Raw genomic sequence first — 12,728 nt, 5'->3', positions numbered from 1 at the left:
GTGTCTTCGTCGATCTCGAGGAGTACGAGGACAAGCGCGGCCTGATTCACATCTCCGAGGTCGCAAGCGGATGGATCAAGAACGTCCGCGACCACGTCCGCGAGGGCCAGATCGTCGTCTGTAAGGTCCTAGACGTCGACGAGGGGTCCCAGCAGATCGATCTCTCGCTCAAGGACGTCAACGATCACCAGCGCTCCGAGAAGATCCAGCAGTGGAAAAACGAGCAGAAGGCCGACAACTGGATGGATCTGGCCACGGGCGAGGAGATCGAAGACGAGGAATACACCGCGATCGCGAACGAACTGATCGGTGCTCACGGCAGCCTCTACGAGGGCTTCAAACAGGCCGCGATCCACGGCCACGAGGCGCTCGAAGACACCGAACTCACGGACGACGAGATCGACGCGCTCGTCGAAACCGCCCGCGAAAACGTCTCGGTGCCGTACGTCAACGTGACCGGCTACGTCGACCTCGAGAACCCGTCTGCAAGCGGCGTCGACGGGATCCGCGAGGCGCTGACCGCAGCCGAAGGAAACGGAGAGGTTCCAGAAGAGGTCGACCTCGACGTCACCTACGTCGGCGCACCCGAGTACCGCATCCGCGTGCAGGCACCCAACTACAAGACAGCCGAATCCCAACTCGAGGAGAGCGCCCAGCGTGCAATCGCTGCCATCGAGGGCCACGGCGGCGACGGCGAGTATCACCGCGATCCCCGAACGGACGAGGAGTAGTCGAACGCGGCCGAGACACCGATAGCGGGGTCAGACGCGGTCTTTGACCCCGGGCGTTCGGATCGACAGCATCGAATCGATCCACCGCTCCAGACGCACACCACTATAGATCCAATGAAATCCGACATCCGTGTCTGTTCGGCGTGGCGCGACCGACACGACCGACCGCGATACAGCCTGTCAGAAACGTGTCCCGACTGTGGCGCACCCACCGAGAACAGCGCCCCCGAACCCTTCAATCCGGAAGACCCCTACGGCGAGTACCGACGCGCTCTTAAACGTCGCAACCGCTGATAGGGTATGGACGAACTCGACATCGACGCGGTCGCCGAGGCTGCACTGGACGACCCCGTACTCGTCGAGGGGCTGCCGGGCGTCGGACACGTCGGCAAACTCGCCGTCGACCACCTGCTCGAAGAACTCGACGGCGAGAGTACGCTCGTTAGACGGGTGTACTCACACGAGTTCCCGCCGCAGGTGAGCATCGAGGGTGGCGTCTCCGAACTCACCTGCGTCGAGATTTACGCAATCTCGCCGGAAGAGGGCCGCGATCTACTTCTGTTGACCGGCGATCATCAGGCCCAGACCAACGAAGGCCACTACGTGCTGACGAGTGCCTTCCTCGATATCGCCGAAGAGTTCGGCGCGAGCGAAGTGTTCGCACTCGGCGGCGTGCCGACGGGTGAACTCATCGATGAGTATGCCGTCGTCGGCGCTGTCAGCGACGAGTCGATGCTCGGTGAACTCGAGGAAGCGGGCGTCGAGTTCAGGGAAGACGAGCCGGCGGGTGGCATCGTCGGTGTCTCGGGGCTGCTCTTGGGACTCGGCGAGCGCCGCGGATTTGAGGCCGCGTGTCTGATGGGTGAGACGAGCGGATATCTCGTCGACCCGAAGAGTGCGCGTGCCGTCCTCGAAGTGCTTGAGAACGTACTCGACATCGAACTGGACTACGAAACGCTCGACGAGCGGGCCGACGAGATGGAGGGCGTGATCGGCAAGATTCAGGAGATGGAGCAACAACAGCAGATGGACGTGCCGACGGACGACGATTTGCGCTACATCGGCTGAACTCGGTTGCGAGAGCCGTGCGGGGGGAGTTTCGGGCCGCAAGTAACAGCGCGGACATGTGTGCGTATCTGTGTACTTTTTGTAGATATTTTGTGAATTATATGCAGAAGGAGTGCGTGAGGTGGTAGATCGTTTCCATAGGAGGGGTCGTTCTAGGGAATCTATAAATCTTAGTTCCTATTATGGGAAGCGTTATCAACCCAATCCAATAATCATGTGATTGTAATGCAAAGAAACGCCCAAACACTTCTTAATAGCGACGAATGGACTACGATTCGTGATTTCGAGAACGAGGAGTCAGCGAACTCGATTTCCAAGTACGAGGCGAAATTCATCGCGAACGTCGAGAAGCAATATATCGAAAACGAAATCGTTCTCGTCAAAGAAACCCGCTCGATGGGCGGCGAACAGCTCTATCACATTCCAAAAACGGTTTTCGAGGGAATCGTCGACCAACTGCCGGCCCAGTGACGGAACGAGCTGCGGCGTCTCGCCGGCCCCTAGCCTTCGAGCACTTCGTAGGCGACATCGGCGTCACGGAGCGCATCGGTGACACGGCCGACGGCATCGGTGGTCGCGATTGCGGTGACATCGAGTCCGTGTTCGGCGGCGTCGGCGGCGACCTCGCCGACGGCGAACGTAACCGCGGGTTCGACGGCGGCCCGTCGGCAGGCGACGACGGCTTCGACGCCGGTTGCGACGACGAGTTCGGCGTCGTCGCAGGCGTCGGTCACGGTGGCCGCATCGATCGCTCGGCTACCGCCGGTTCGCACGGAGGGGACCTGGAACACCGTCACGGAGCCGGGTTCGAGTTCCATGACGCCCTCGAAACTCGTTACGCCGACGTCGGTGCCGGCTTCGGCGTCGGTGGTGGCGATGCCGGTTGCGGGTCCGTCGCCGCCGGGTGTGGCGTGAAGGTGGCCGTTGTCGAGCGAGAGCGAGACGGTATCGCCCTCTTCGATGTCGTCGGTGGCGATGTAGGCGTCCTCGCTCATCGCGGCGAGCACGTCGCCGGTGACGTGATCTGCGAAGCGACGGACGTTGTCGGCGGCGTGGAAAAGCCAGTCGACACCTTCGCGAGTGACGCGATAGCGCGAACGGCCTTCCTTCTCGACGAGCCCGTCGTCGACGAGTTCGCGAATGTACTCGCTGACGGCCTGGCTCGTGACGCCGACTTCCTCGGCGATCTCCCCCTGGCTGACGGCGGGCTGGCGCTCGGCGATCTGGACGAGGATCCGGAATCGCGTCGCGGCCCGTTTGTTGTCGAGGACGTCGACCATACGGTGCATTTTTCGAGGGGTGGCAAAAAGGTACGCGGTCGATACGCCGAACTGACGACGGGCGCTGCACTCGGTGCGCGGGTAGTGAAAGCTACAAGCGACTCGGTCCGGTAGTAACGGTAGTAAGTCATCGGAGCCCGTAGCCTGCACGGAAGATACCGAGCCACACGCCGGTGGCTCGAGTGCAGTCAGGTCGCAGGGACGACTGAACAAACTCATTAGGGTTCGACAGAGTCTGGAAAGTATGAACGACCGCCACGACGTGGTGATCGCCGGTGCCGGACCGGCCGGTGCCCAGTGTGCCCGTGACCTCGCGACGAGAGGCTACGATGTCGTCGTCCTCGAAACTGAGGTCGAAGAGGAGTTCCCGCGCCAGAGCAACAAGTCGACGGCGGGGACGTTCCCGTCGATGATGTCCGCGTTCGGCATTCCGGACGAGGTGGTGATGCAGTATACCGATAGCGTCGTCCTCGAATCGCCGACGGATTACTTCGTCAAAGAACAGTCCGGGGCGGTTCTCGAGTTCGCCGACTTCAAGCGGTTCCTCGTCGAGGAGGGCCAGACCGCGGGAGCGGAGTATCGCTTCGATTCGCGGGTTACGGCTCCGATCATGGAGGGCGGCGAGATCGTCGGTGTGACGTACAACGGCGACGAGGAGGTGTACGGCGAAATCATCGTCGATGCGACGGGACCGGCCGCACCGCTTGCGAAGAAACTCGGTGTGACGGACCTCAAGCGGACGAATCACGCGATCGGCATCGAGTACGAGTTCGAGGGAATCGACATCGATCGGCCCGGCTTCGCGGATCTCCACGATGCGATGATGCTGCGATTGGATCACGAGATCGCACCCGGCGGCTACTCGTGGATTTTCCACACCGGCGAGGATACGGCCAAGGTCGGCCTCTGTTACATTCAAAACGGGAGTCACGACCAGTACGCCCGTGACGGGTTCAGCATCGACGACTACCTCGATCACTGGGTCGAAACCGACCCGCGCTTTCGGGACGCAACCCGGTTCGACGAGAAACAACACCGCGGGTCGGCACACATCCAGATGCCGAACAAGTTACACACCGACCGCTTCATGGCGATCGGAGACACCGTGCCGACGGTCGATCCGCTCTGGGGCGAGGGGATCAACAAGTGTATGCAGTCCGGACGGATGGCCGCAGCCGCGGCCGATAGCTGCCTCAAGCATGGCAATATCGAGCCCACCGCAGAGAATCTCGAAGTCTACGAGACGCTCTGGCACCGCGAGGTCGCCCCGAACATGCAAAACCGACTGTGGATGACGAAACTCCTGTATCTCGCGGATAACGACCGCTACGACCGGCTGATGCAGGACCTGAACCGACTCGGTGACGACACGCTGGCGAAGGCAAACCGGGGGAACGTCCGCGCTATCTCCAACCTCCTCGGTCTCGAGGACGTGCCGCTGCTCGCCCAGTTCGCGAAACAGGAGTTCGGTTTCTGAGGGACAATCCGTCGGCAGCCGCCCGCATACGTATTCTGATTCCGCCAACTCAGACGCGTTCCGGGAGCCACCCGCCGTCGACTTCGACGTTCTCGCCGCTGATGTATCCCGAATCCGGGTCGAGGAAAAACAGCAGCGGCTGGATCAGATCGTCGAAACTCGCGGGACGATCGCGCGGCAGTTCCTCGGGGAACTCCTCGGAGTTCTCGACGACGTAGGGCGAAATCGCGTTGACGGTGATGCCGTCGTCTTGCGTCTCCGCAGCGAGCATCCGGGTGAACATTAATACGCCCGCTTTTGCGACGAAATACGGGAAGTTAACCGGGCTGACGAGCCCTTTCTCGCTCGAGGCGTAGCCGATGTTGACGATACGGCCGTACTCGCCGTCGCTGTCGCTGTCACTCTCGCGCATCGCCGGAAGCGCCCGCTTCGAGCAGAGATAGGTCCCGTTGAGATTGGTCTCGAGAACGCGGTTCCACGTTTCGAACTCGAGTTCATCCCAGCGGCGTGGTGCGAAGTCGCCGACGTTGTTGACGAGGATGTCGACGGGCCCGAGCTCGGATTCGACCGCGGCGAAGAGGCCGTCGACGCTGTCGGGATCGGTAACGTCGCCCTGGACGGTCATCGTGTCTTCGGCACCGCGGGAGCGCGCTTCCGCGGCGACTTCACGGGCAGCCTCGGCGCTCGTGTGGTAGTGAACGGCGGTTCGTGCGCCGTGGTCAGCCATCGAAAGCAGGAGCTCGCGTCCGATGCCGCGGGCGCTTCCCGTCACGAGGACTGTACGTCCATCGAGTGCTGGATCGTTCATACGGAGTTCTCATCGGGTGGGTGGAAAAATGGCTCGCCAGCGGGTTTCGGGAGGCGCTATCGGTGCTGTTTCTGGTCCCGCAGCGCCAGTTTGGACACCAGGTCTGACACTTAAGTAGGATGGCGAATATAGTCGAGACATGACGCTACAAACCGTCCTTCTCGCGGTTGGACCGGGTGATGCTGATCGAAGCGAGAAACTGGCAGAAACCGTCGTCGAAATCGCAGCGCCAGCGGGTGCGACGGTCGTTCTCGGCCACGTCTTTACCAGTTCCGAGTACGACGAGGTACTGACGCGCCTGGATTTCGATACTGAGGTGGCAGAGGACGATCCGGACGAAGTCGCGATGCGCCACTCGACGATCAGGGAATTACAGGAGACGCTCGACGAGTACGAGATCGACTACGAGACGCGAGGGGCCGTCGGCGACCACGGGCCAGCGATCGTCGACATGGCAACGGCAGTCGACGCCGATCGGGTCGTCGTCGGCGGACGGCGGCGGTCGCCGACGGGGAAGGCAGTCTTCGGCTCGACCGCACAGGAAGTACTCCTCTCGGCCCCCTGTCCGGTGACGTTCGTCCGGAGCGAGGACGAGTGAGTATCGCCGATCGTCGGTAGTCAGCCGATAACACGGGATGAAATCTGTCGCAGTCACTACTCGTTGTCGAGTACAATATGTGTAGTTAAGTAACGCCGCGGCGCTCATTCGAATAGGATGGTCTACTATGCGGGCGTCGATCTCGGCGCGACGAACGTCCGGGCGGCCGTCGCCGCGGACGACGGGACGACGATCGGCGTCAGTCGGAACGCCACACCACGTGGACCGACGGGAATCGACATTACGGAAGGCGTTCTTCGAACGCTTCGAGAAGCCTGCGGCGACGCCGGCGTCACGCCGGGCGAGGTCGTGGCCGCCGGTATCGGCTCGATCGGCCCGTTCGACCTCGCGGAGGGTGCCGTGATCGATCCGGCGAACCTCCCGGACTCGATCGACCGCATTCCGCTCACGGGACCGATCGAAAAGTTGCTCGATACCGACGAAGTCTACCTCCACAACGACACGACCGCCGGCGTCATCGGCGAGCGCTTTCACGCCGACCGCAACCCCGACGACATGGTCTACATCACCATCTCCTCGGGCGTCGGAGCCGGCATCTGCTGCGACGGCGAAATCCTCGGCGGCTGGGACGGCAACGCCGGCGAGGTCGGCCACTGCGTCGTCGACCCGCGCGGTCGCCTGACCTGCGGCTGCGGCCGCAACGGTCACTGGGAAGCCTACTGCTCGGGTAACGCCATTCCCGACTACGCACGCCTGCTCGCCGAGGACGACCCCACGATCTCGACCGACCTGCCGCTCGAGAGCCCCGACTTCACCGCCAAGGACGTCTTCGAGTTCGCCGGCGAAGACGAACTCGCCGATTACGTCATCGACCAACTGGCCCACTGGAACGCCATGGGGATAACGAACGTGATCCACTCGTTCGCGCCGATCATGATCTCCTTCGGCGGAGCCGTCGCCCTCCACAACGAAGCGTTGGTCGTCGACCCGATTCGCGACCGCGTCTCCGACATGGTGATGACGAACGTCCCCGAAATTCGAGTGACCGACCACGGCGACGACGTCGTTCTCGAAGGCGCGATCGCGAGCGCACTGACGCAGGGGACCGGCGATCGGACTCGCCTCCAAAACTGACACCGACGAACTCGCGGGAGAACCAATAGTATTTGAATCAACAGGTCGAGATGCCTGTATGCGCCGCCGATCGTTCCTCCGAACCGGACTGGCGGCGGGGGTCGCTCTCTCGGTGTCCGCGACCGCCGCCACCGGCGCTCCCGCAGCCACGCAGGATAGCACGTCGAACGTCAGTTCGACGCCCCAGGATGCGACGCCGTCGTCGTACGAACCGCTCGGGCGCGTGGAGATCGACCGCGCGGCCGAAACCGTCGTCGGTGACGACGGCGAAATCGCGTACGTCGCAACCACGACGGGCTTTGCGACCGTTGACGTCTCCGACCCCGCGGACCCGACGGTGCTCGCTCGCGAGGGCGGGATCACGGTCGACGGAACCCCGCTCATCGAAATCCTCGACGTGGAAGTAGACGGCGACCGGCTCGTCGTCCCCGGCCCCGCCAATCCGACCTCTGCGGAGGTCTTTTACGGCTTTTGCTGCTACGACGTGAGCGACCCCGCCGATCCGACCACCGCTATCGACCCCTACGAAACCGGCTTTCACATCCACAACTGCTATCTCGAGGGCGACCGCCTGTTCGTCGTCTCCAACGGCCCGCCGCCCGCGGCGAACGAACTCGTCATCTTCGATCTCGGCGACGACACGGTCACCGAACGCGGCCGCTGGTCGCTTCTCGATTACGATTCTACGTGGGAAGACCTCTACTGGCTCGCTCGCTACGTCCACGACGTCTACGTCCAGGACGACATCGCGTACCTCCCGTTCTGGAACGCCGGCACCTACCTGGTCGACGTGAGCGACCCGGACGCGCCAGCGTACGTCTCGCACGTCGTCGATCCCGAACTGGACCGCGACGAACAGCGCACGCTCGACGACGAGACGGCCCAGTTCAGCCTCCCCGGCAACGACCACTACGCCGCCGTCGACGACACCGGCGACCTCATGGCCGTCGGGCGCGAGGCCTGGGCCACCGGCAGCGACGACCCCGACGGGGCCGGCGGGATCGATCTCTACGATGTAAGCGACCCCACAGAGCCCACCCGACGGGCCAGCATCGACGCCCCCGCAGCCGACGACGAATCCTACCGCGGCGGCACGTGGACGACCGCCCACAACTTTGAACTCCGGAACGGCCGGCTCTACTCCGCTTGGTACCAGGGCGGCGTCAAAATTCACGACGTCTCCGACCCCGCCGATCCAACCGAACTCGCCGCCTGGCGCGACGCCGAAACGACCGGCTTCTGGACCGCCCGCATCCTCGACCCGGAGACGGCGTTCGTCGCGAGCAGCACCGACGTGATTCCCAAGGCGGGGACGACGGGTGAACTCGTTACGTTCCCGACGGACCCGGACAGCGGCGATACCGAGTCCGACAGTTCCGACGGCGGCGCCATCGGCGAGTCGATCCCTGGGTTCACCGCCGCGACCGGCGCAACGGGACTCGCAGGCGGTATGGTCGGCGCGGCGTGGCTGCGTCGCCGACTGCGTTCCTAACGAGTTCGGTCGCAGTTCACGGTCCGGTCGCTCGAGGACCAAACCTATTCACTCCTCGAGTTCGTAGGGCGGACAATGAGTGATTCCGATGCCGACGGGCCGCTTCGGGAACGCGTCGAGACGTGGCTCGCCCGCGAGATGCCGATCATCCAGATGCACGGCGGAACCAGCGCGGTCCGCGAGGCCGATCCGGAGTCCGGCGAAGTCATCATCGAACTCGGCGGTGGGTGCAAGGGCTGTTCGGTCAGCAACGTGACCACGGGCAATATCGAGGCTGAACTCCTCAAGTGGCCCGAAATAGACGAGGTGACGGTTCGCGTGCCGGACGCTCGCGAAAGCCTCGGCGGGCCGGACCAGGCCGAGTCGATTATGGGGGTCGACCGGACCGAAGGCGGCCGCGGCGACTGGGGATCGTCGAATCCCGGAAAAGACCACCTCTGAACTGCTGGTTTCGATCGATAGCGAACATCCCCTCGCCGTGTGCTTGTCGTTGGCAGGATCGGTCAGTTTTGAGAGTTCCTATATCCTTTTACGCTCGAGTTACGGAGTAAGTCACCATGACGACGTGTGGATGTCCGACCGCAGGAGGTGAGGGTAATGGGTAACGAACCCGCCGGAGACGGCCAGGCGGCCGACGAGGCGGACGCAACTGGAGATGCAGACCCAGAGACGACCGCTGTCGACCACGCGGCCACATCCGACGACGCCGACGGCAACCCCAACACGGACAGCGAGGACGCCGAAACCACAACAGACGCGGAAACAGAAACGGAAACCGAGACCGAAACCGACGGCGGCGTCCACGCCTACACCGTCCGCCTCGAACTCGTCGACGAACCCGGCGAGCTCCTTCGTGCGCTCTCCCCGATCGCGGACAACGGCGGCAATCTCCTGAGCATACACCACGAGCGGGGCAACATCACACCCCGCGGCCACATCCCCGTCGAAGTCGACCTCGAATGCCCACCCGATCGGTTCGACGACGTCGTCGAGGGACTCCGCGGTGCCGGCGTCAACGTCATCCAGGCCGGTGCCGAACGCTACGGCGAGGAGATCAGCGTCGTCCTCGTCGGCCACCTCGTCGAAAACGACCTCTCGGAGACGCTCTCGCGGATCGAAACCGAGGCGGACGCCGCCGTCATCGACCTCTCGCTCGCCGCCCCCGACGGCACCGAGGCCACCTCCAGCGCCCGACTGCGACTCGCCGTCGACTCCGGCCGAACCGATGCCGCGCTCGAAGCCATCCGCTCGATCGGCTCGGCCAAGGACCTCACCGTCGTCGAGCCGCTCCTCGGAGGTGACGCCTGATGGGACAGCGCCTCGCGATCCTCGGCGCCGGAAACGTCGGCCGCTCCGTCGCTGAACTCGCCGGCGAGTACGAACACGAGGTCGTCGCCCTCGCCGACTCGACGAGCGCCGCCGTCGACTCCGAGGGCATCGACGTGACGGACGTAGTCGAGCGCAAACGAAGCGGCGACGACCTGGGCGAGACTGCTCCCGAAGCCGTTTTCGAAACCGACTACGACGTGCTCGTCGAGGCCACCCCGACGACACTCGGCGACGCCGACCCCGGCTTTACGCACGCGAAACGTGCACTCCAGACCGACCGCCACGTCGTCCTCGCGAACAAAGGCCCCGTCGCCGAACGCTACGACGAACTCCGCGAACTGGAAGCCGGCAGTGCAGGCGCGATCAGATTCGAGGCCACCGTCGGCGGCGCGATCCCCGTCCTCTCGACGATCGAAGACTCGACGCCGCAGGCCGTTACCGCCGTCCGCGGCGTCCTCAACGGCACCGCGAACTTCATCCTCACCCGTATGGCTGCTGAGGGACTCGACTACGAACACGTCCTCGCGGAAGCCCAGGACTTAGGCGTCGCCGAAGCCGACCCCACGTTCGACGTCGACGGCACCGATGCCGCCCTGAAGTTCGTCATCCTCGCAAACGTCCTGGCGGACGGCGGCTTCTCGCTCGACGATGCAACCGTCGAAGGTATTCAGAACGTCCCCGGCAGCGCACTTGAACTCGCCGCCGAAGACGGGCGCACGATTCGACTCATTGGCGAGGCAACTCGTGACGGGGTCCGTGTGAGTCCACGACTCGTCCCCGAAAACGGGGCCCTCGCTGTGACCGGGACGCGAAATATCGTCCAGATCGAAACCCGAAACGCCGGCTCGCTTCATTCGAGCGGTCGAGGCGCTGGCGGTCCCGAAACGGCGACGGCAGTCCTCTCCGACGTGGGTCGTCTTCCACCACTGTAACTGAGCACGACAGTCGAGTTCAGCCGTCAGTATTCGTTTCGGACCGATCCGTGTGGACATGACACAAACCGCAAGCGGGCGTCGGGTTCGGACGAATACGCTTTCGAAATGGTTTTAACCGCAACGAGCAAAAGGGACCGATATAAGCGCCTCTGCGCGTGAGCTACAACAATGAGCGACCAACACCAGAACCTGGCCATCATCGGCCACGTTGACCACGGGAAGAGTACGCTCGTGGGACGACTCCTCTACGAGACGGGGAGCGTACCAGAGCACGTCATCGAACAGCACCGCGAAGAAGCCGAAGAGAAGGGCAAGGGCGGCTTCGAGTTCGCCTACGTCATGGACAACCTCGCCGAGGAGCGAGAGCGTGGTGTCACCATCGACATCGCCCACCAGGAGTTCTCCACCGACGAGTACGACTTCACAATCGTCGACTGTCCTGGCCACCGCGACTTCGTCAAGAACATGATCACGGGCGCATCCCAGGCGGACAACGCCGTCCTCGTCGTCGCCGCTGACGACGGTGTCGCGCCCCAGACCCAGGAGCACGTCTTCCTGGCTCGCACCCTCGGTATCGACGAGCTCATCATCGGCGTCAACAAGATGGACGTCGTCGACTACAAGGAATCCACCTACGACGAGGTCGTCGAGGAAGTTACGCAGCTCCTCAAGCAGGTGCAGTTCAACACCGCAGACGCCTCGTTCATCCCCATCTCGGCGTTCGAGGGCGACAACATCGCCGAATCCTCCGAGAACACGGACTGGTACGACGGCGAAATTCTGCTCGAGGCCCTGAACGACCTGCCGGAGCCGGAGCCGCCGACGGACGCCTCGCTCCGCCTGCCGATCCAGGACGTCTACACGATTTCGGGTATCGGGACCGTCCCGGTCGGCCGCATCGAAACCGGTATCATGAACACCGGCGACGACGTCGTCTTCCAGCCATCGGACGTCGGTGGCGAGGTCAAGACGATCGAGATGCACCACGAGGAAGTGCCAAAGGCCGAACCCGGTGACAACGTCGGATTCAACGTCCGCGGCATCGGCAAGGACGACATCCGCCGCGGTGACGTCTGTGGCCCAGCCGACAACCCGCCAAAGGTCGCCGAGACCTTCCAGGCCCAGGTCGTCGTCATGCAGCACCCGTCCGTGATCACGGCCGGCTACACGCCGGTCTTCCACGCTCACACGGCACAGGTCGCCTGTACGATCGAATCCATCGACAAGAAGATGGACCCCTCGAGCGGCGAGGTCGCCGAGGAAGACCCCGACTTCATCCAGTCGGGTGACGCTGCTGTGGTCACTATCCGACCGCAGAAGCCCCTCAGCATCGAACCGTCCAGCGAAATCCCTGAACTCGGGAGCTTCGCCATCCGCGACATGGGCCAGACCATCGCGGCCGGCAAGGTCCTCGACGTCAACGAGAAATAAATGCAGCAGGCACGCGTTCGACTCGCGGGCACGAGTCCAGACGACTTAGACGACATCTGCGACGACGTCCGCGAGATTGCGAACAACACCGGCGTCAACCTGAGCGGTCCGATTCCGCTGCCGACCAAGACCCTCGAGGTGCCGACCCGGAAGTCGCCTGACGGCGAGGGTACCGCCACGTGGGAGCACTGGGAGATGCGCGTCCACAAGCGCCTGATCGATCTGGACGCCGACGAACGCGCACTCCGACAGCTCATGCGCATTCAGGTGCCAAACGACGTCTCGATCGAGATCGTCCTCGAAGACTGAACTCGGTCGACTTACAACGACAGCGCCGCGCTGCGTTTTCACCATCTTACTGTCCTCTCATCCGATAGCTGCTGGACTCATCTCGAGGCAGGTCGTAGACACCTCGCCGCCTCGTCTCGTAGCCACTGAACAGCGCACACCTGATCGCACGGCGGCGGTACGATCAGTGTGTGAA

Annotated in this window: 15 protein-coding genes; 13 read left to right on the top strand and 2 right to left on the bottom strand. The window is 63.3% G+C overall.

Going from position 1 to position 12,728, the window contains the following annotated elements; translation table 11 throughout:
* The 4 genes from C480_RS04100 to C480_RS04085 all read left to right on the top strand — a co-directional run.
* The coding region (locus tag C480_RS04100) for a translation initiation factor IF-2 subunit alpha (RefSeq protein WP_006664357.1) at window positions 1-731 on the top strand (731 nt) is incomplete at its 5' end.
* 114 nt (window positions 732-845) lie between these two features.
* Window positions 846-1,025 carry an RNA-protein complex protein Nop10 gene (locus C480_RS04095; RefSeq protein WP_006664356.1) on the top strand — a complete coding sequence of 60 codons (180 nt, stop codon included), beginning with the start codon at window positions 846-848 and terminating at the stop codon, window positions 1,023-1,025.
* Window positions 1,026-1,031: 6 nt separating this feature from the next.
* Window positions 1,032-1,799 carry a proteasome assembly chaperone family protein gene (locus C480_RS04090; protein WP_006664355.1) on the top strand — a complete coding sequence of 256 codons (768 nt, stop codon included), beginning with the start codon at window positions 1,032-1,034 and terminating at the stop codon, window positions 1,797-1,799.
* Between the two features lie 225 nt (window positions 1,800-2,024).
* Window positions 2,025-2,270 (top strand): hypothetical protein, encoded by a 246-nt coding sequence (locus tag C480_RS04085; RefSeq protein ID WP_006664354.1) that lies wholly within the window; start codon window positions 2,025-2,027, stop codon window positions 2,268-2,270.
* 29 nt (window positions 2,271-2,299) lie between these two features.
* On the opposite strand, the gene C480_RS04080 is transcribed toward C480_RS04085, so the two are convergent.
* Complete coding sequence (locus C480_RS04080) at window positions 2,300-3,079, bottom strand: DUF7839 domain-containing protein (RefSeq protein WP_006664353.1); 780 nt, start codon at window positions 3,077-3,079, stop codon at window positions 2,300-2,302.
* 244 nt (window positions 3,080-3,323) lie between these two features.
* Here C480_RS04080 and C480_RS04075 point away from each other — a divergent pair, with 244 nt between their 5' ends.
* Window positions 3,324-4,556, top strand: coding sequence for a digeranylgeranylglycerophospholipid reductase (locus C480_RS04075; RefSeq protein ID WP_006664352.1), 1,233 nt, complete (start codon window positions 3,324-3,326; stop codon window positions 4,554-4,556).
* A 49-nt stretch (window positions 4,557-4,605) separates the two neighbouring features.
* Here C480_RS04075 and C480_RS04070 read toward each other — a convergent pair whose 3' ends face one another.
* Complete coding sequence (locus tag C480_RS04070; protein WP_006664351.1) at window positions 4,606-5,364, bottom strand: SDR family NAD(P)-dependent oxidoreductase; 759 nt, start codon at window positions 5,362-5,364, stop codon at window positions 4,606-4,608.
* 139 nt (window positions 5,365-5,503) lie between these two features.
* Here C480_RS04070 and C480_RS04065 point away from each other — a divergent pair, with 139 nt between their 5' ends.
* From C480_RS04065 to rpsJ, 8 genes are all read left to right on the top strand, one after another.
* Window positions 5,504-5,962, top strand: coding sequence for a universal stress protein (locus C480_RS04065; RefSeq protein ID WP_006664350.1), 459 nt, complete (start codon window positions 5,504-5,506; stop codon window positions 5,960-5,962).
* Between the two features lie 117 nt (window positions 5,963-6,079).
* Entirely contained in the window at window positions 6,080-7,057 is a 978-nt protein-coding gene (locus C480_RS04060; RefSeq protein WP_006664349.1) for an ROK family protein, read from the top strand.
* 58 nt (window positions 7,058-7,115) lie between these two features.
* Window positions 7,116-8,549 carry an LVIVD repeat-containing protein gene (locus C480_RS04055; protein ID WP_006664348.1) on the top strand — a complete coding sequence of 478 codons (1,434 nt, stop codon included), beginning with the start codon at window positions 7,116-7,118 and terminating at the stop codon, window positions 8,547-8,549.
* Window positions 8,550-8,624: 75 nt separating this feature from the next.
* Window positions 8,625-8,990, top strand: a complete 366-nt coding sequence (locus C480_RS04050; RefSeq protein WP_006664347.1) for a NifU family protein — start codon at window positions 8,625-8,627, stop codon at window positions 8,988-8,990.
* A gap of 156 nt (window positions 8,991-9,146) precedes the next feature.
* Window positions 9,147-9,857 (top strand): hypothetical protein, encoded by a 711-nt coding sequence (locus tag C480_RS04045; protein ID WP_006664346.1) that lies wholly within the window; start codon window positions 9,147-9,149, stop codon window positions 9,855-9,857.
* Window positions 9,857-10,810 (top strand): homoserine dehydrogenase, encoded by a 954-nt coding sequence (locus C480_RS04040; protein ID WP_006664345.1) that lies wholly within the window; start codon window positions 9,857-9,859, stop codon window positions 10,808-10,810. Before C480_RS04045 ends, C480_RS04040 begins: the two co-directional genes overlap by 1 nt.
* A gap of 171 nt (window positions 10,811-10,981) precedes the next feature.
* Window positions 10,982-12,244 carry a translation elongation factor EF-1 subunit alpha gene (gene tuf, locus C480_RS04035; protein WP_006664344.1) on the top strand — a complete coding sequence of 421 codons (1,263 nt, stop codon included), beginning with the start codon at window positions 10,982-10,984 and terminating at the stop codon, window positions 12,242-12,244.
* Window positions 12,245-12,553 carry a 30S ribosomal protein S10 gene (gene rpsJ / locus C480_RS04030; RefSeq protein ID WP_004215311.1) on the top strand — a complete coding sequence of 103 codons (309 nt, stop codon included), beginning with the start codon at window positions 12,245-12,247 and terminating at the stop codon, window positions 12,551-12,553.
* Window positions 12,554-12,728: the final 175 nt, after the last annotated feature.

It is taken from the genome of Natrialba aegyptia DSM 13077 (genome assembly GCF_000337535.1).
Taxonomy (GTDB): Archaea; Halobacteriota; Halobacteria; order Halobacteriales; family Natrialbaceae; genus Natrialba; species Natrialba aegyptia.
Note: the sequence above shows the minus strand (reverse complement) of the source record. Positions and strands in the feature narration are given on the sequence as shown.

Coding starts and splice junctions, on each gene's coding strand:
- C480_RS04075 (WP_006664352.1), top strand. CDS start 3,324: ATGAACGACCGCCACGACGTGGTGATCGCCGGTGCCGGACCGGCCGGT.
- C480_RS04095 (WP_006664356.1), top strand. CDS start 846: ATGAAATCCGACATCCGTGTCTGTTCGGCGTGGCGCGACCGACACGAC.
- C480_RS04085 (WP_006664354.1), top strand. CDS start 2,025: ATGCAAAGAAACGCCCAAACACTTCTTAATAGCGACGAATGGACTACG.
- rpsJ (WP_004215311.1), top strand. CDS start 12,245: ATGCAGCAGGCACGCGTTCGACTCGCGGGCACGAGTCCAGACGACTTA.
- C480_RS04090 (WP_006664355.1), top strand. CDS start 1,032: ATGGACGAACTCGACATCGACGCGGTCGCCGAGGCTGCACTGGACGAC.
- C480_RS04045 (WP_006664346.1), top strand. CDS start 9,147: ATGGGTAACGAACCCGCCGGAGACGGCCAGGCGGCCGACGAGGCGGAC.
- C480_RS04070 (WP_006664351.1), bottom strand. CDS start 5,364: ATGAACGATCCAGCACTCGATGGACGTACAGTCCTCGTGACGGGAAGC.
- tuf (WP_006664344.1), top strand. CDS start 10,982: ATGAGCGACCAACACCAGAACCTGGCCATCATCGGCCACGTTGACCAC.
- C480_RS04065 (WP_006664350.1), top strand. CDS start 5,504: ATGACGCTACAAACCGTCCTTCTCGCGGTTGGACCGGGTGATGCTGAT.
- C480_RS04080 (WP_006664353.1), bottom strand. CDS start 3,079: ATGGTCGACGTCCTCGACAACAAACGGGCCGCGACGCGATTCCGGATC.
- C480_RS04040 (WP_006664345.1), top strand. CDS start 9,857: ATGGGACAGCGCCTCGCGATCCTCGGCGCCGGAAACGTCGGCCGCTCC.
- C480_RS04055 (WP_006664348.1), top strand. CDS start 7,116: ATGCGCCGCCGATCGTTCCTCCGAACCGGACTGGCGGCGGGGGTCGCT.
- C480_RS04050 (WP_006664347.1), top strand. CDS start 8,625: ATGAGTGATTCCGATGCCGACGGGCCGCTTCGGGAACGCGTCGAGACG.
- C480_RS04060 (WP_006664349.1), top strand. CDS start 6,080: ATGGTCTACTATGCGGGCGTCGATCTCGGCGCGACGAACGTCCGGGCG.